We start from the raw sequence: 20,277 nt of genomic DNA, 5'->3' as shown, positions 1-20,277 counted from the left end.
TAGTAGGCGTGCCATCATTGTTTAGATATCGCTGAACTACCATTTGTCTAAACTCAACTGTGTATTTGTTAAACTTTTGTCCTTTACTAGCCATATAAAAATACCTCCTATGGCAATTGTACCATAGGAAGTATTCGTAGGGCCTTTTTTGTTGAGTGTCCTAAATGGGGTTCACTTCAACGGCGTCCTTTTTTTGTTGGCGACAGAGGGAATTCAAACCCCCTACGGACCGGACGGCGCGCGGCGATGGATCGACGCCGTAGAGGGAAAAAAATAACCCGCCCTTCGGGGGAAGGACGGGCTTTGTCTTTTGTACGAGTTTGATTATTTCAGGAAGTTGCTGAAGTACTTGATGGTGCGCACCATTTGGCTGGTGTAGCTGTTCTCGTTGTCGTACCAGGACACGACTTGCACTTGATAGGTGTCGTCGTCGATCTTGGCGACCATGGTTTGGGTGGCGTCGAACAAGCTGCCGTAGGTCATACCGATGACGTCAGAGGAGACGATCTCGTCGGTGTTGTAGCCGAAGCTCTCGTTGGAAGCGGCCTTCATAGCGGCGTTGATGCCCTCTTTGGTGATGTCTTTGCCCTTCACGACGGCGACCAAGATGGTGGTGGAACCGGTGGGGGTGGGCACGCGCTGGGCGGAACCGATGAGTTTGCCGTTCAACTCGGGGATGACCAAGCCGATGGCTTTGGCGGCGCCGGTGGAGTTGGGCACGATGTTTTGCGCACCCGCGCGGCTACGACGGAGGTCACCTTTGCGTTGGGGACCGTCCAAGATCATTTGGTCACCGGTGTAGGCGTGCACGGTGGTCATGATACCGCTTTGGATGGGCGCGAAATCGTTGAGGGCTTTGGCCATGGGAGCCAAGCAGTTGGTGGTGCAGCTGGCGGCCGAGATGATGTTGTCCTCGGCGGTGAGCTTGTCGTGGTTGACGTTGTAGACGATGGTGGGCAAGTCGTTGCCGGCGGGAGCGGAAATGACGACCTTCTTGGCGCCCGCGTCGATGTGGGCTTGCGATTTGGCCTTGCTGGTGTAGAAACCGGTGCACTCCAACACGACGTCGATATCCAACTCTTTCCAGGGAAGCTCGTTGGCTTTGGCCATCGCGTAGATGGTGATCTCTTTGCCGTCCACGGTGATGGAACCGGGGGTGACGACGGTCTTGCCGTCTTCGGCCAACACGGCGTCTTTGTAGGTCACGGTGTGACCCATGCGGACGTAGTTGCCCTGAGCGGTGTCATATTTCAACAGATGCGCGAGCATCTTGGGGCTGGTGAGGTCGTTGATAGCGACGACTTCGTAACCCTCCGCACCGAACATTTGACGGAAAGCCAAACGACCGATTCTGCCGAAACCATTGATAGCGACTCTTACGTTCTTTGCCATAAAAATATCCTCCATTTAGATATAAATTTTTTCTTGCTTATGCTTGGAAGGCACGCGCCTTTCAAATCACCTACATTGTACACCAAACCGCCGATATTGGCAAGTGTTTTTTTGCATAATACCTTCAAACGACCCGAACTTGTGCGGGAAGCGGTTCGCCCGTGCGTTGCGAAGAAATTTGCCGAGCGGGCAAAACGCCCGCTTATTTCACTATCGTCAGCACGAAGCTGTCCGCGCCGCCGCCCAAATCCACGCGATAACCCGCGTCCGCCGTGACGAATTTGACAGTGTACGTGCCCGGCAGATAGGGGTTGCTGGAGAGGAGATTGTCCTCACTGTCGTAGTAGGCTACGCCGATGGCGGTGGCGTTGTCTCGGGCGCTCACGTCCAAGACCGAACCCGACGAAAGTTGATAGGTATAGCCCGACAGCAATACGCTGTTGTCATTGAGTTTCACGTTGTCGATGACGCGGATCTCCACCGACGTCAACGCGCGGGTGGTGATGGTGACGGCGATATCCACCGCGCCCGTGTAATGCGTGTGCTCGCCGATGGCGATATGCCACACGTAATTGCCGACGGTCATGACGGTATCCAAAGGCAACGGATTCGAATAGGTCGCGTCCTCAGCCGCGTAGACGGCCGACGAGAGGTCGCCCACGGCGAACAATTCGCCCACCACGCCAAGCGTATGCGCCGCCAAGAGGTCACCTACGGTGAACGCGCGATCATAGGCCTCGGTGATGCTCTCGCCGTCCACGCCCGCCAGACTCAGCATCGAGCGCGTCAGGCTGACGTAACGGTCGGTGCCCGTGCTGACGTACTGCACGGTGGAGAGGTGCTCGGCGCCCGCGGACACGGTGTTCCACACCGAGAGGCGCAACACCGCCTTGCCCTGCATAGTGGCGCGCTCCCACTTGTAGCCCACGCCCACGTCGTCGGGCTCGCCCAAAGCAGCCGTATAGTCGGTGGTATGCAAGGCGTTGGTCTCATCCATATAGCCGCAACTCAACACGAGCCGACGGTTGGCGGTGGTCAACGCGCGCCACGCCTCGTTGGCGGCCGCGGAGTCGTCGAAGGTGACGAACGTGCCGTTGTCCGAAGCGCCCACCGCGAATATCACGCCGTCCCAATTGCCCTCGCCGTCCTTGAGGTAGGCTTTGAGCAAATCGTAGGCGGGATCGTCCATGGGCACGCGTACGCGCATTATATAATTGTCGTTGGTGAGCACTCGATAGCCCGCTATGGCTTGATAGCCGCCCGCCGCGTTGCCCACGTACACGGTCGCGTTCTCGTTGAGCGTAGCCGCCGAATAGGGCGCGACGTAGTCGGTAATATCGTAGCGCATGGTCATGTGATAGGCCAAGTCGTCGTTTTCGAACCTGACGTCCACCGTCTTGAGCGCGATGGTGCGGCCGGCTTCCTCGACGATCTCCGAGCCGAAGGGCTGGGCGCTCATCGCGTTGACGCACAGGAAGAAGCCCGTCGAGCCGTCTATCGTCACCGACTGGATCTTGCGCCGTTTGACGGTCAAAGGCGCAGCCACGCGCACAGGCCCGAAGGCGGTATTGATTTGCGCATAGACGGTAGCCGTAGCGCCTTCGTACGGCATTACGCCCTTGAGAGCGGACAAATCCCACCCGTCCACGTAGGCCTTGCCGACCACGCCGCCCAAATTGAATTGCAACTCCTTGGGGTAATTGTCCGCGTTGAAGATATCCGCCACGTACGGATCCACCGTAAGGGCGGTGCCGTCCGCCGCCATGCTGTACACCGTCGCGCCCGCCGAGGACATGGAACTGGCCACCAACGGCATACCCGCCGCGGTGTACGCCACGTCGCTCATATTGGAGGCTTGCACGTGGACGACCACCTCTATCTCGATATTGTGCGCCACGGCAATGACCGTCACTTGGTAGGACAACTCTTGCAACGGCACGTCGGGACGCTCCGCGGCCGCTTGGCGCAACCCCTCGGCAATGGCGTTGAGCCGCTTCCACTCGGTCACGGCAAAGCGCGCGTTGGCCGTGGTGGAATCGCCGTAGTCAAAGTAGAGATGCCCTTTGCAACCCTCTTGGTCACAGCCGCAGATGACGTCGTGGAGACGCTTCTCGGAAGTGAGGTCGTTGACGACCAGCCTGCCGTCCGCATCCGTGCCCAACAAAGTGAGCGTCACCTCGCTACGGCCGTCCGTATAGAAGCCGTCCGCGTCCAGAATAGGCTCGCCCGACTCGCCGTCTACGGCCACTTGATAGTAAGTGTATTTGGGCTTGGTGGACTCGATACGCATATAGACGTCCGCCAAGAATTGCGCCATGGGAATGGATAGGCCGACCGTTTCGGTATAGTCCTCTTCGGGGCTGACCGTGGCCAACGCCGACAAATCCCACACGGCGGGCAACACGGCCTTGGTGCCGTCCTCAAAGGTCACGACCACCAACGCGGGATAGGCCTCGGTGCAGGTGTAGTCCACCTTGTTGGGATCGAGCACCAATCGCTCCAATCCGTCCGTGCCTTTGCGATAGAACACGTTGACGGTGCCCGCTCGGGCATAGCGCTTTTGCCCTTGGTGTTTCTCGGCGTCGTACAGAACGTGCACGCCGTTCAAATATACGTAATCGCCGAGTTCGTTCTCCTCATACACGTAGGGCACGGCGAGAATGGTATCGTAGGTGTAGCGATCCAAGGTGCTGTGGTCGGGGTTGCCGTCCTCGTAGGGCACATAACTGCCGCCGTAGTAGACGTAGGCGCCCGATTTGCTCTTTTGGTGCACGACGGAAGGCGTTGCCACGCGGCTATAGCGCGTCAAATTGCGATGCGCGGGCACGCTGTTGTTGTACAAGACGAAGTTGCCCTCCTCGGCGTCGAAGACGTACAAGCCGTCCGCATCCTCCACCATACCGGCGAAATACCACTCGCCCGAAACGAACTTGTTGTCGAAGGACATCGTGATGGTCACCGCCACGTTGTACACGTTTTCCGTGGTAACGTAGGGGGTATTATTGTGCCACAACGCGTTGGCGTTCCACCCCTCGAAGGCGAAGGCGTGCTCGACGTACTGCGTGCCGAGCTGATAGTGCACCGCCAAACCGGCGGGCATAACGTAGTCGTAGGGATTGAGGTGCTCGAAGGTGAAGCTCAACTGCTTGGTCGCCGCGGTCGCCTCCACAAGACTTCCTTCTATCTCGGTTTTGACGCCGTTCTTGTAGCCCCAAACGGCCACGCCGTCCACGGGCTCGGCCGCCACGTCGTAGTGCAGGGAGAGGGTCTGTCGTCCGCCCGCTTGGTCACCCAAAGTCAATTTGACGTCACCTTGATAGGATTGGAACATAAAGACGGCGGCCAAAGGCGAAGTGGTCCAATCGCGCGCGTCGAAGCGTTGGGTCGTGCCGTTGTCGAACGTGACGACCGCCACCTTGGCGAAGGCGAAGTTGTAGGGCACGTCGCTAAGGGTGCGCGTCGCCACCGCGAAGCGTCCCATATAGTCGCCCGTTTCTTTGGTGTACGCCACGCCGTCCGCCAACTGCTCGAAGGTCACCTCTTTGATGACGTAGGAGCCCACGCGCACGGTGACCGTAATGCTGTTCTCCACCACGCCCAACGTGTTGTAGACGTTGACGTTGACGGCGTACTTGCCGCTCAACGCGTACAGTTTTTCCTTCATGGCCTGGCGCAAGCCTGCGGTGTCGTACAACGCGCCGCCGTTGTGTATGCCGCCCTCGGCGTGCGATCTGTTGCGAATGGAATCTATATCCCATTCCCACTTGCTCACGCCGTCCACCACGATGCCGAGGTCGGTCTGGAACACCAATTCGGCGCTATCGTAGGTGGCGGGATCGAAGGGATCGTAATTGGCGCCGTACGTTTGCAAGGTCATATACTCCCCTGCGTTCTTGACGTTGGCGATGCGGGCGCCCTCCAACCGCAGGACGTATTGCCCCGCCAAATTCGTCGTGCCGGCGGCGTCCAACGCCACCATGCGCCCGAAGAAGTTTTTGACGGCGGGCAAAATGACGAACTCGGATTGATTGCCTTCCCTCCTGTCGGGCGTAGACCAATCGGCCTCGGCGATCTCTTCGCCGTTGTGCAACCAAGACAAGGGCAACTCCCGCGCGGGGTTACTGCCCACGACCACCTTGACGGTGCGGTACGCACCGACCACGTCCACGGGCGATACCGTTTCGCTGTAACGGGCAAAGGTAAAGGTCTTGTCCTCGAGATGCGCGGCGTAGGTGGGCACGTCCAGCACGGTCACTTCGGAGGGGCAAGTGCAATCCACCTCGAAACTCAAATCCACCTCTTGGCCGAACACCACGCCGGTGGCGGTGACCAACTGCTTGCCGCTGCCCAAGGCGGGCTCGTGCGCGAAGGTCCAATCGGTGCCGAAGTCGGCAAGCGCCACGTTGAGCTTGCGCGGCGCGGCGCTACCGTCGCCGATGGTCACCGCGACGGACTGCGGCAAATTGTATTGATCGAAATAGGATACGGCGTTGTGTTTCAGCGAGGTCGTCAGGGACAAATCCGCGTCCCCGATGGACAAAGCGTCCATCCCGAACTCGATGAAGCGGTCGGCCGCGAACGCCAAGCGCAAGGCTCTATCGCCGCCCAAGGTAAGGCGCAAGGCCTGCAAGCCCAAGTCGTTGGGTACGGTGGTGACGGTCGGGGCCGTGAGGAAAGCGGCGGCTTTGGCAAGGAGCGCCTTCAACCCCGCGTTGCTCCAAGTAAACGACAAGGAGGACTGCGTGTTGGACAGGGTGCACTCGGCAAGGTCCTCGCGGATCTCGATATTGCCGTTGACGGCGCGGACGAAGTCCACGTAGCGCATTTCGTTCTTGACGGTCAAGGCGACCACTTGGGTCTCCGTGCCGACGGTAGGCATAATGACGAACAACTCGTCGGGCGAATCCGCGTGATAGTAGAGCGAGCACACGCGCTCGTTGTGGTCGGTGTCGAAGTCCACCGAAAACGCGTTTATCTTGCCGCTACCCGCCAAAGTGGCGGCGAAATTGTAATAGTAGATTTCTTTATCTCCCAAATCCACGTCCTCGTCGGACACCGAGCGAAGCAACGCTTCCACCAACGCGGTGTTGCCGCCGGCGGCGGTGTACGAGCGCACGATACCGCGCGCGGTGGGCGTGATAGTGGCGGCCGTAAGCGGATTGACGCACGTCGCCACCCACTCGGGCGCGACCACGTTGACGGGCTTGCCCACCGAGGGATTGGACGCGACCACCGTGACGGTGGAGCCCCACACGGAGGCCGATACGGTCAGGGTGCGGAAGGCGTTGTTTTGGGTGTCCACGACCACGGACGCACCGTCCGCGGCCACGGGAGGCAAGGTGCACAACGCGCCCTCGGTCAAGGTCTCCTCGATGGCGTTGTACAACTTGACGATGGAATCGGCCTTGAGGGTATAGGTGACCTTTTCGCTCTCCTCTACCCTATCCACCAAAAGGTCGAAAATGATGTCGCGGTAATTTTGGGGCGTCAGAGTTTGGGCGGCGCGACCTCTGCCCAACTCGGCGGCAATCTCCTGCACTTTGGCGGCGGGAAGCTGCCAACTGCCCAAGGACAGCGAAGAGAGGTCGAGATAGAGGGTTTGGTCGGCGAAATAGAGCCCCACGCGGCGCGAACGGTCCGCTTGGTTGGTGAAGACGAGGTTCGCCGTCCACTTGCCCAAGGCGTCCACGTTGCTCTGCAGACTGAAATCCCATTGATAACGGTAGTTGGACAGAGAAAGGGTGAGGGGTTGCGCCCCGAGATACGCGGCGCGGGAGGCGCTGCTGACGTCCATGGTCACGGTGCCCAACAGGTTGAGATTGGCGGGGTGCGCGTACCCGAACGAAGACAAATTGTCGGGCATGGCCACCTGATATTGCGGCTGTGCCACGGCGGCGTCCGACAGCACTTTGCAACTGAAGGACTGCACGGTTTTGGCGGTGGCGACGCCCCCACGGGTGGTGCGGCAATCGGCCGAGACGAACACTTCGCCCACGTTCTCCACGTTTTGCGTCACAAAGACCAACTGGGTGCTACCCCCTTCGGCGACGTCGTCAAGCCCCAAAAGCTTAGTCATTTCCGCCGCGTTGAGCAACCCCGTCTGGGACACGAGGTACCCGACGGTCGTGCCGATTTGGCTGTAATCCACCGTGAAGGCGTAGGTGGTCTTGTCACCCTCTTGGGTGCGCTCGCACGCCGAAAAGACGCGGTCGCCCAAGGCGGGCAGGAGTTGCAGTACCGTACCGACTTGGCCGCTCACGGTAGAAGTCGCAAGGGTGGAGGCGATTTGCGACAACGATACGCCCTGTACGGCGGCACGATCCACGGCGGGTTGCTTGTTGAGATACAAGACGCCGTTTTTGTAGTAGACCTCGGTGGAAATGATATTCTCGATATCCGTATAATTCTTGAAAGACAGCGCGCAGTTGCGGTCGTCGTCCAAGTCGAGCAAGGCCGCCAATTCGTACACCTCGTTGTAGGTATCCGCGCCCTTATCCACGACGAACGTGAACGACAAATAGACGTTTTCGGCGCCCTCGACCTGCACGGCCTTCTCGATAGCTGTGCCTACCGCCATCGTACCCAAAGACACGTCGTAAATGGTCTTGACCGTCGGCTCCGTGGGTTTCTTACGGCAAGCCGTAAGCGCAACCGCCGTCGTCACGATGAACAGGACAATCGTTATTGCGAATAAAAATCTTTTTTTCATACTGCCTCCACATATACGCGCAAAAATGCGCGGGTACGCCTAAGTATAGAAGTACAGTATATATGATACAGCAAATGCGCCGCCTTTGTCAATAGCCATTTTTCACCAACCGCCGCATTCCGCGCCGAACACCGAAGCGCGAGGGGACGCAAAAGGAGATTACCGAGCGCGATTTGCGCCCGTTTTGGCGCGAATTGCCACCGTACGTACCCCCGTTATTTGCGCCTGCGCCCTACGCGAAAGCCAATACGCACGCAGAAAAGAGCCGCCCTTGCCGAAACGCGAGAATAACGCGGAATATTCGCTCGGTCGTTCTTGGCGCGAGGAAAATCCGCCGCCGGCCGATGCGTTTTTCGCCGCTCGGCAAAAAAGATACGGCACCCCGAAGGGTGCCGCACGTTTAATCGGATGGAGCGTTACTATTTCGCCGCGCTCTTTTTCTTGCGAAGCAAGAAGATGACGCCCACGGCGACGAGTGCCGCGAAGACCACGCAGGCGATGACGATGCCCGCTACGGCACCACCCGACAACCCTGCTTTCTCGAACACGACGATGTAGCGCGAGAAGTGATTGGTCTCGAAGACGACTTTGCCGTCCGAGAAGGTGGCGTTCATATCCGTGCGATTGCCGTCCGCATCCACGTAGTACACCTTGCTGACCATGCCCTTGGGCGCGGCTTTGTCGAAAGCGGCGGTGACGGTCACTTTGCCTTGCTCGAAGGTGGCGCCCGTCAAGGTGATATCCAAGGTCATCTCGGCATTCTCTTCGGCGTCGTTCTCGTCGGGCATAATGACGTTGACCTGCAACTTGACGTCCTTGCCCGCGATGGCCGCGATGGCCGCCGCGTCGAAGACGATCTCGGTCGTACCCACGGACAGTTTGACTTCTTTCTCGGTGCTGTCGTCCTTGGCCGCGTCGTCGAAGATGGCGGTCATGTCCACGCCCTCGGAAGCCGCTTGTTTTTGGTCGACCTCTTTCTCGTAGGTCTTGGAGCCGTCCTCGTTTTGGGTGGGCGCCGCCTCGGTGACGGTGATGGTAGCCGTCATATCGGCGATGGCGTTGTAGTTGTCGTAATCACCGCTGAAGATCGCTTTGGCGGTCAAGACGCCCACTTTGGTGAGGCTATTGTTCTCGTACGCGACCGTCACGCCCTCGGGCAATTCGCCCGCTACGGTGGCCGTATGGGCCGCGCCGTCATAGGCGGCCACTACGTCCGCGAAGGTGACGCCCGTCATATCGTAGGTGGCCTTGGTGATGGTGATGGTGGCCGTCTTGTCCGCGATGGACTCGTAGTTGGCACCCACGATGAAGTGCGCAATAACCACATACGTACCCACGTTTTTGACGCCATTGCCCTCGTAGGATACGGCGACGACCTCGGGCAACTCGCCCATCGTGATGGCCTTCTCGCTGCCGTCGTAGACGAAGGTGCCGTCGTTGAACGCACCTATGTCGATACGCGCCTTGCGCACGGTGACGGTGGCGGTCATATCCGTGATGGCCTTGTAGTTGGCGTAGTCGCCTTGGAAGATGGCGATGGCCTCCACAGCGCCCGCGTTGATGAGGCTGTTGTTGATGTAGGTCACGGTGACGCCCGCGGGCAGGTCGCCCGATACGGTGGCCGTATGGGCCGCGCCGTCGTAGGTGGCCGTGACATCCGCGAAGACCACCGAAGACATATCGTAGGTGGCTTTGCTGACGGTGAGGGTGGCCAGCATAGAAGCGACGCTTTCGTAATTGTCGTAATCGCCTTGGAAGGTCGCCGTGGCGGTGGTAGTGCCCACGTTGACGAGGCTGTTGTCGGCGTACGCTACCGTCACGCCCGCGGGCAGTTCGCCCGTCACGGTGATCGTGTGCGCATTGCCGTCGTAGACGGTCACAACGTCCGCAAAGGACACGCCCGTCATATCGTAGACGGCCTTGTTGATGGTAAGGGTGGCCGTGACGTCCGCGATGGCGTTGTAGTTGGCGCTCACGATGAAGTGGGCGGTCACGACGTACTCGCCCGCGTTCACTTGATCGTTATTCTCGTACGACACGGTGATCTCGTCGTTCAACTCGGCCTCGACGGCGAGGGACTTTGCGGTGCCATCGTAGACGTAGGTCGCATCCTCGAAGCGAATTTCGCCCTCGAAGGTCGCCTTGGTGATGGTGTACACCTCGGCGGACAGCGAAAGCACATAGTTGACGTTAACTTCGTCCTCGGTCAACGCCAAAGTGCCCATCGTGAAGGCGTGTACGCCTGCGCCACCGTCGCCTTCGTACGCCAGACTGCCCGTAAGCACGACCTGCTCGCCCACGACGACGTTGAGCACCTCGTAGACGAGCGTGCCGTCCTCTTCGCCGTAGACCTTGCCTTGACCGTAGACGGGCACGATGTTGACGGTGCGACGCTCGATGGTGACGGTGCCGACAGCCACAGTATCGGCGTAGTTACAAAGCCCACTGATTGCGACCAGCACGTAGTATTGCTCCGCATTGGCGGGCGCAACGCTCGTCCACTCTTCCTCGGGAACGGCGTCCCACGCTCTGCCCTCGGCGGAAGCGTACTTGAAAGCATAGTGATTTTCAATGAGATTATAACCGACAAATTCGCCGGAGCCGACCGCGTCGTTGCCGACAAAACCGGTCACGGTCACGTAGTTGTACAAGAAGTTGACAGTGGGCAGCGCGACGCCGTCGTAAGTCTTGCCCGGAACATCTACGCTCACCGCAAGCGTCGCTTGTTCGACGACGATAGCGCCCTGCACGACCAAGTAGTCCACTTTGTAGTTGTCGCCGTTGTTCGCGTCGTTCACCACCAATCTATAGGTGCCCGCATAGAGATATTCCGCCTCTAAATTGCCTTGCACGGTGCTTTGCTCTTGGGCGTTGTACGTATAGAAGGCAAGGTAGACGAAGTCGGCGATGCCGCCGTCTTCCTCGACCAGCGCGGCGTCATCCTCGCCGACGACCTCCAGTTGCATATCGTTGTCCACGTAGTATGCTTTCACGGTCTCCCAAGCGTCCGCGTCACCATAGGTAAAGGTCTTGGACTCGCCCACGAAACTCACGGAAATGTTGCGCTTGTTGATGACGAGGTTCGCCGTATTGGTGACGTTGACCGTGAAGTTTGGGTTGTGTTTGTCTACCACGGTGATGGGATAGGTGCCCGCATTGGGACGCTCGCCTGCATTGACGATATCCGCCGCCGCGCACACAACCTCGTACACGCTGTCCGCATCCACGGCCAACGTCGTCCACGGAACATTGGTAGTGGCATAAGGCCAAGTAACCTCATCACCATAGGTGATGGTATTGCCCGCCAAGGTCACGTTGACGGTCAAAGGATCGACGTACCAAGTCACCTCGCGTTCGGTAGTACCGTCCGCGAATTGATAGTTGGCGGCAGCGCCGCCCGCCAGAACAAAACGGACGGAATAGGTGCCCGCATTCGTCTTGTAGTAGTCGCCGCCGTGGTCCAATCGAGCACCCGCGCCTACGCTGTTGGTCACCACCGCGTCCATCGAATGGCCGTAAACGGTCGCCCCATTGACGTAGGCACCCGTATCGTAGTTGACGCCGTAGGTAGCGTGAATATTATCCTCGGAGACTTCCGCGCCGTCCAAGGTGACGTAGTACTCGACCACGCGCTTGGCGATGGTGAAACTGCACGTCCCCGTGCTGCCGGCACTATAGTTGGTATTGGGCGTATTATCCAAGTTGTACAGGTAGGCGGTAGCGGTGTAGGCATTGGCGCTGTAATTCATTTGTTCGCCGCGCACAACGACGTTGAGGGCGTCGTCCCCGCACAATTCATCCTCTACGACGGCCGTGGGCGCTTGGTTCTGCCCGTTGAAGACGAGCTCGCTATTCGACCAGACCACCGTCACGTGCTTGGCGTAGAGTTGCAAATTTACCGTGCGAGAGGCGGGCGCATTGTAGTTGGCGCTCTCGGTAACGAAGGTCACGGTGATGGCCTTGTTGCCCTCGGACACGTTGGTCACGCCGCTCGAGAAAGAAGCCGTCAGTTGTACGCCGTCCAAACCCGTAGGCAAAGCAACTTTGCCCTTGGTGTCGGGATATTGCGTCTCGCCGTTGTAGGTCTTGACCTGGTTGGGATACTCGATGCCATACATATTGTAGTTGGCTTTGTTGATGGTCAAGGTGGCGGTCATATCCGCGATGGGGTTGTAGTTGTCGGCACCTTCGATGACCTCGAAAGAGGCCGTCGCCACTTGCGAGCCTGCGTTGGTACGCGTGTTATTGGTGTACGTTACGCGCACGATGGCGGGTACGGAGCCGCCTATCGTAACGGTGCGTTCGGTGTTGTTGTAGGTGTAACTCACGTCGTTGAACGTCACCGAAGACATACTGACCGTGGCCTTGTTGATGGTCAAGGTGGCCGTCTTATCAGCGATGGGATTGTAGTTGTCGCTCACGGTGAAGTGGGCGGTCACGACGTACTCGCCCGCGTTGATTTGACCGTTGCCCGCGTACTCGACCGTAATTTCCTCGCTCAATTCGCTCGTATAGACGGACTTCGCGGTGCCGTCGTAGGTGACGGTGAGGTCTTCGAAGGTCACGGCGTAGGTGGCCTTGGCGATGGAGAAGACCACGTCCTTGGCGGCCGCGCCGTTGTCGAACGCATAGTTGTCGTTGGCAATGCTCAACGTCACCGCGTATTCGCCTGCGGCGGTACCGCCATTCAGTGAAAGCGTGACGGTCACGTCGTCGTCATTGACGCCGTCGGCTTTGGCCGGATTGGCCACGATCGCGTGGAAGGTCTGCGCCGCACCCATATAGGAAGTAGCGGTTTGCGTAGCGTCATCGTTAAAATACGTGACGAGTTCGACCGTTCTCTTGGCGACCGTTACCGTAAACGTACCGGTAGCGGTATTGTGATTGTCTGCCGAAACCTTGTAATACACCGTGTAGTCACCCGCCGTGACGAACTGCGGAATTGCCGCCGTATATTCGCCGCTATCGGTCGCGCTGTAAACGAAGGCCAGAGAGGCTTGGTTTTCAAACGGACGTTGCACGGTAGCCGTAGCCGTGACGGTGGCGACGGCGGTATTGCTGCCGTCATACGTGGGTGTGGCTATATCGGAGATGGAGATATTGGTAATCGTCGCGGGATTGATGGTGATAATGGCGCGATCGTCGTCGTTGACGGCGCCGACGATCTCGTAGTTGTCGGCAAGCGCGACATTCCTGGCCGTAACGAGGAAATGATAGGTGCCGACGGGCGTGTAATAACGGAAACCGTTGCCGGGTACTATCTCGCCCGTTTCGACGTTTTGCGCTTGAATATCCGCAATCATATCGAGTTGCGTGCAATAATACTGCCCCGTCGCCGTGACGTTATTGACCAAGTTTTGCGACGCTCCGCCGACGTTGGAGACGTTGTAACTGCCTTGATCGCCGTAGGTAAAACTCATCGGCCCCGTTTCTTTGTACGTGACGACAACCGTCTTGCGCGCGATCGTGAACTCGTGCGTGACGTCGGCAGGCAACTTGTAGTTGTCGCTACTCAACGCGGTCGCCGTAGCGACGTACGCTTCCGCGCTGTAATTCGTCGCCGCGCCCTCTACGGTCACGGTCACGGCCTCGCCGTTGGCGGGTTTGTTGCCGACGGTGGCGATGGGTTTTTGTTGCGAAGCGTTGTAGGTCAACGCGTCGTTCGCCCAAACGAGTTCCACCTCGAATTGGGCAATGGTGAACGCGTGCGTGGCAGAAGCGGGCAACTTGTAGTTGTCGCTGCTCAACGCGGTCGCCGTAGCGACGTACGCTTCCGCGCTGTAATCCGTCGCCGCGCCCTCAACGGTCACGGTCACGGCCTCGCCCTCGGCGGGTTTGTTGCCGACGGTGGCGATGGGTTGTTGCGCGGTACCGTCGTAGGTCAACGCGTCGTTATTCCAAACGAGTTCCACCTCGAATTGCGCGATGGTATATTCGTGCGTAACGGAGGCGGGCAACTTGTAGTTGGCGTCGTCCACGGCGGTCACCGTGGCGGTATAGGCGTCCGCGCTATAATCGGTTTGCGCACCGCTGACCGTAATCGTGACGACGTCGCCTTCCACCGCATTGGCAACCGTTGCCGTGGGTTGTTGCGCCACGCCGTTGTAAGTCAACGCGTCGTTGCCCCACTCGATCTCAACTTCTCTTTGGTTGATGGTGGCGGTTGCAGAGGTCTGACTGTTGGACTTGACGACATAGTTAGAGGCCGCAGCACCGCCGAAGGTGATGTCCGAAATGGTGACCGTCTTGCCCTCGGCGGCGTTCTTGTCCGCGAAGGTGCCCGTGGCGGTGACGGTGAGTTCGTCCTCGCCTACTTTGCCCGTCAGGGTGACGCCCTCGTAACTAAGGGTGGCGGCGGTGGTGCCGTCGTAGGTCTTATCCGCAGCCTCGATGCCCGCAACCGTCACTTGCTTGGGGTGGATGGTCGCGGTGGCTCGGCACGAGGCGATGACGTAGTTGCCGGCAGCCTCGCCCTCGAGGGTGAAGCCCGAAACGGTGACCAATTTGTCTTCGCCCGCAGAAGCATCCGCGAAAGTGCCCGACGTGCCGCCGTTTACGAGGCTGACGTCGTCCCCCTCGATGACGCCCGTGAGCGCGGCGCCCGAAATATTGATTTGCGCATATATCGTACCGTCGTAGTTCTTATCCCCCGCGGTAAGCCCCGTCACGATCAAGTTTCTGGCGACGACGGTCGCATAGATGACGTAGAAACTGCCGTATTGCGTATTGCGGGTGGCAATGTTGTAATAATCCTTGTCCGCGCCGCCCAATACGATACAACCGGGGTTCTCGGAAGTATTGACCACGATTTGATGAGAGCCGACGTTCTTGCCGACCTTGGCGGTGACGCTCTCGATATAGACGTCGTCGCCCGCGACGGGTGCACTGCCGCTGAACCAGCCTATCCCCGTGAAATCGGACCCCGCAAACGTCTGATAAATCGAACCGTTATATACTTTCCTTGCGCCCTCGGCAGTCAAGCCGCTCACACTCGGAATGAGCGTCTTTTTGTTGACGATAAGGCCGGTGACCGTGGTCTGCTGTCCCTCGGCGGCAAGGTAGTAGTTGGCTACGTCGGCGCCACTCAATTGCAACAAAATGGCCGCGGTCTTGTTTTCGCCGGGGTATTTGTCTTCTAACGTGCCCGTGACCGTAACGGTCAAATCGTCGCCGTCCGCTTTGCCGTCAAGTACGGCGTCGCTCGTAACGAAATACAGGCTTTCGACGTTGGTCGTGCCGTCGTAGGACTTTTTGAAATAGGGATACCGCGTGGAAGCGTCTTGGACGCCCGACACCACGATGGCCTGTTGGGCGATGGTGGCCACGGAAGCGGTCTGTTGCCCCTCGGCGGCCAGATAGTAGTTGACCGCGTCCGCACCCACGAGGGTGAGGCCGGAGATGGCTACGGCCTTGTCCTCGCCCACGTTCTTGCTGTTGAAGGTGCCCGTGGCGGTGACCGCGAGGTCGTCCCCGTCGAGCCCGCCGTCCAAGGTCACGCCCGTATAATCGAGGGTGGCGGCGGTGGTGCCGTCGTAGGTCTTATCCTCGGCCTCGATGCCCGCAACCACGATTTCCAACGCCGTGATGGTGGCGGTGGCGAGGGTTTGGCTGTCGTTCTTCACGGCATAGTTGGCGGCCGACGTGCCGCCGAAGACGTAATCCGTGATGGACACGGTCTTGTCTACGCCCACGTTCTTGCTGTCGAAAGTACCCGTGGCGGTGACGGTGAGTTCGTCGCCCTTGAGAACGCCCTCGATTTGGAGCGAGGTGTAGTCCAAAGTGGCCTCGGCGGTGCCGTCGTAGGCACGACCGGTAACCTCGATGCCCGACACGGTCACTTGGCGGGGCGCTACCACGTAGGTGCCCGTGACGAAGGTCACGGCGTAGTTGTCGTCGGTGGCGGTACCCTCGATGGCGTACTCGCCCGCGTTCGATGCCGCTTTGGTAAAGGCGTGCAGGTAGCCCTCGGCCGCGTAATGCCCGAGGCCGTCCGCCACGTTGGTGCTGTAGTAGGCGTTGTAGGCGGCGGACAGCACGACGTCCTGCGTTTGTCTGCCGTTGGACGAGAAGATGATCTTGGTGTAACCTTTGTCGCCGAGGTCGTAATAGTAGACGTCCTCGAAATACTCGTTCTTTTCGAGCCAGGTGCATTCCATGCCGGGCCAAGCGGCGTTGCTGCCCACGGCGGGATCGTCCGACCAGGCGTAGGCGTATATGGGATAGCCCCAACCCTGCGCGTCGCTGAAGTAGATATAGGTCTCGGTGGCGGCGCAAGAAAGCGTATAGGGCGCTGCGTCACCCACCGCGAGAGTGCCCTCGGTGACGCCGGCCGTCAGGGGCACGCGGTTGTCGCCGTAGGTCGAGGTCTTGTCCTCGATGGTGACGGTGATGGCGCGAGGTACGATGGTGTAAACGCCGTCCTCGGCGGTAAGATCGTAGTTGAGGTTATTAGAGGGGACGACCGCGATGGTATAATCGCCCGCGTCCGTACCCGCTTCTTTGGTAAGGTAGAAGAGGTCGGCCTCTTGGTCGGCACCCACCAACGCCGCAGACAAGGTAGCCGTCAAGGCCACGGTGGCATCGCCGTAGGGAGAGGACTTGTCGTCCGCCGTGACGGTGATGGGTTTGGGCGTAATGGCGTAGGTATTGCCCACGAACGTGATTTGATAATTGTCGTCGCTCGATTGGAGAACTGCCACGCTGCCCGCCCCTACCGTAGTGGTGGCGGTGAGCGCCTCGTAGGCTGCGGTGGTCGCCCAAGGGTTGTCGCCCTCGACGACGTCCACAGCGGACGTCACCTCGACCGCCGGCACGGCGATGGCCTCGCCGTAGACCGAGGTCGCGCCCGTGAGGGTGACTTCGATGGGGCGCTTGGCAATGGTGACGGTGGCCGCGCCCACGCCCGCCGTGACGGTGTAGCCTTCGCCCGCTACCAAGGTGTAGAGGTCGTCGTCCACCTCGATGGTCACGTCGAAAGTGCCCGCGTTGACGTTGTCCTGCGTATTGTCAACGAGCGCGACAGCGGCTTCCTCTCCCTCCTCGGTACCCGTAAAGGTGACGAGGGGCAGTTTGGCGGTGCCGTCGTAGTACCCCACGTCGCCGACGGAGACCGTCACGTTCTTTTTGACGATGGAGAAGTTCTTGTTGACGGCGGCGGGCACGTTATAGTTGGTGCTGGTGGTGGCGAAGGTCACCGTCCACAGCTGCTCCCCGTTCGAAGGATAGGTCGCGGGATTGCCCGAGCAAGAGGCGGTCACGGCTACGCCGTCCAAGCCAACGGGTAGATTGCCGACGGTCAGGAATTGCATTTCGCCGTTGTACTCTTTTTCGGTGTCGTACACCACACCCGACATATCGTAGTCGGCTTTGAGTATATTGATGCCGAACGAACTGTTGACGCCTTGCGACAAATAATAGTTTTGATAGTCGCTTCCTTCTGCGGCATAATTCCCGGCTACAATCGTAGACGCGTTTCTTCCCGCATCGGTTCTCGTAATGGATATTACCGTGATCACTTCGTCGCCCACGCCCGTGATTTTCGCTTCGAACGTGTGCGCGTTGCCGTCGTACGCGAAGCCGGCGGGATAATATCTGTTCCAGTTGCTGCCGCTGTCCAAAGGCGCAACGGTCGTGGACACGCCGTCCAAATAGAACTGCAAATTCCGCTTGTTGTCGCCGCTGGCACTGCCATTGTAAACGCCATACGACGCCTGCTTGACGCCGACATTATACGAATAGGTAGTAGTTACGTTGTAGTTGCCGGCGTCGTCGCCCGTCGGTATGATCTTGAACTGGACCTGATACGGAATACAATTCGTTTCGGTGGGGATTCCCGCAATGTATCCGTCCGTCCATGCGCCCCATGCGTCGCCCACTTTGGACCTGTACATATACGTGAAAGTCGCTTGGCAGCCGGCGACCGGGTCGGTGAAGATCGGCTGTTCGGTGCCGTTGTACGTGGGACAGGTCGGATTCGTCGTCAGCGACACGTCCGTTTTATTGACCGTAAAGGCTCTCGACAGCGCGTAGTCGTTGCCGTCGATGGTCACGGTCACCGTGCCCACGTAGTCGCCCGCGTCGGTCGGCGCGGTCGTGGAAGGGCCGTACGCCACGCCGCCGTTCGACGTGCCCGTATAGACGGGGTCGAAGGTCGTGACATCGATGCCGGTCTTGTCCAAAAAGTCGGCGTTGTAGTACCACTGCAACGGATTGACCGGACTGCCCGTGTAGGTGATGACAGTTTTGCTGCTCAGCATCGCACCGGCTTGATGGTTCGGCAACGGGCAATCGTCGCCCGAACAAGTCGCGTAGATATAATCCAACCCGTTCTTGTTGACGACTTCGTAAGTGAAGCTATGTACGTGTTCGGGCTCGGCCGACGCCGTGGCTTTGACTGCCATAGCGCCGAAGACGGCCAAGCCTACCACGGCCAGCACGACCACGGCAGCCAAGACCAAATACGTCACTTCGGTCATTCTCATAGTTCGGTTCATTTTGCAATTCTCCTTTCGAGGATTTCGATTGATGCGAAGCCGCTTGCACGGGCGCGCTCGCCCACGGCTTCTTTATTTATATATTCTATATCGTACTATCATTTTATCCAAAATGTCAATTCAATACGCCGTATAATATGGGGTGGCCGTTCGGCTACTTTGTCTTTGCGCCCTTTGGCGTCCTCGACGTCGCGGCGGTTTGCCGCTTGCGCGCGTGGGGTTTATCGGGCGATTTCGAGGCGGAAAACCGCCAAATATAATTGATTTGCTCTCTTCTACGGTTTGACACGGGGAAAAACGATATGATAAAATTGAAATAGAGCCGTCGAAGGACGGAAATATACGAAAAGTTCGGGTAAAACTTATGAGTAACGATTATTATCAAAAGGAAATAGAAACGGCGCCCCTCGAGGAGATACGGGCGATACAGAACGCCAAAATCGTCAAGCAAGTGGCGCACGTTTACGCCAACGTGAAGTACTATCGCGATTTGATGGACGCAAAGGGCGTGAAGCCCGAGGATATACGGTCGATAGACGACATCAGCAAGTTGCCCTTCCTCAGCAAGGCCGACCTTCGCGACGCCTATCCGTACGGCTTGTTGGCGGTACCTTTGTCCGAGTGCGTGCGCATCCATTCCACGAGCGGCACGACGGGCAAGCGCGTGGTGGCCTTTTACACGCAGGAAGATATCGACCTGTGGGACGACTGCGTGGCCCGTGCCATCGTGGCGGCGGGCGGCTCCAAGGACGACGTGTGCCAAATCGCCTACGGCTTCGGCCTCTTTACGGGCGGCGCGGGGTTGAACGGCGGCTCACACAAGGTAGGGTGTTTGACCTTGCCCATGTCGAGCGGCAATACCGAGCGGCAAATCACCTTTATGCGCGACCTCGGCGCGACCATCCTCTGCTGTACGCCCTCCTACGCGGCTTATATCGGCGAAACGCTCAAAGAAATGGGATTGACGCCCGACGATATCCAACTGAAAGCGGGTATCTTCGGCGCGGAGCCTTGGACGGAAGAGATGCGCAGGGATATCGAGAAGTCGTTGGGGCTGAAGGCCTACGATATCTACGGTCTGACCGAGACGAGCGGCCCGGGGGTGGCCTTCGAGTGCAGCGAGCAATCGGGTATGCATATCAACGAGGACCACTTCTACGCCGAAATCATCGACCCCAACACCTTGGAGCCGCTGCCCGAGGGCTCGAAAGGCGAACTCGTGTTTACGTCGTTGGACAAAAAGGCGTTTCCCCTCTTGCGCTACCGCACGCGGGATATTTGCGTCCTCAATCGGTGCAAGTGCGGGTGCGGGCGTACCTTTATCAAGATGTGCAAGCCCATGGGCAGAAGCGACGATATGCTCATTATACGGGGCGTCAACGTCTTCCCCTCCCAAATCGAAACCGTATTGCTGGAGCAAGGCTATACGCCCAACTACCGCATCGAATTGGATAGGGTGAACAATACCGACACGTTCGACGTGTACGTCGAGATGGATCCCGAGCAATTCGACGACACGATCAAGGTAGTGGCGTCCAAGGAGAAAGAACTCGCTTCGGCGATGAAAACCATGCTCGGCATCAACCCCAAGGTGCATTTGGTGGCGCCCAAAACCATCGAACGCAGCGAGGGGAAAGCGGTGCGCGTGGTGGACAAACGCAAGTTGCACGACTAAGGCAAGGA

At 58.7% G+C, this 20,277-nt stretch carries 4 protein-coding genes; 1 reads left to right on the top strand and 3 read right to left on the bottom strand.

Translation table 11 applies throughout. The features are described from left to right. Positions 1-324 precede the first annotated feature (324 nt). The 3 genes from gap to II896_00195 form a co-directional block, all read right to left on the bottom strand. A complete protein-coding gene (gene gap / locus II896_00205; GenBank protein MBQ4443067.1) occupies positions 325-1,392 on the bottom strand; it encodes a type I glyceraldehyde-3-phosphate dehydrogenase in 1,068 nt (355 codons plus the stop codon). 202 nt (positions 1,393-1,594) lie between these two features. Next, positions 1,595-8,101, bottom strand: a complete 6,507-nt coding sequence (locus II896_00200; protein ID MBQ4443066.1) for a hypothetical protein — start codon at positions 8,099-8,101, stop codon at positions 1,595-1,597. Positions 8,102-8,520: 419 nt separating this feature from the next. Next, positions 8,521-18,594 (bottom strand): starch-binding protein, encoded by a 10,074-nt coding sequence (locus II896_00195; GenBank protein MBQ4443065.1) that lies wholly within the window; start codon positions 18,592-18,594, stop codon positions 8,521-8,523. A 364-nt stretch (positions 18,595-18,958) separates the two neighbouring features. On the opposite strand from II896_00195, the gene II896_00190 reads away from it, so the two are divergent. Further along, positions 18,959-20,269 (top strand): phenylacetate--CoA ligase, encoded by a 1,311-nt coding sequence (locus tag II896_00190; protein MBQ4443064.1) that lies wholly within the window; start codon positions 18,959-18,961, stop codon positions 20,267-20,269. Positions 20,270-20,277: the final 8 nt, after the last annotated feature.

The organism is Clostridia bacterium, assembly GCA_017394805.1.
Taxonomy (GTDB): domain Bacteria; phylum Bacillota; class Clostridia; order Christensenellales; family CAG-1252; genus RUG14300.
This window is presented reverse-complemented; position numbering and strand designations above follow the sequence as displayed.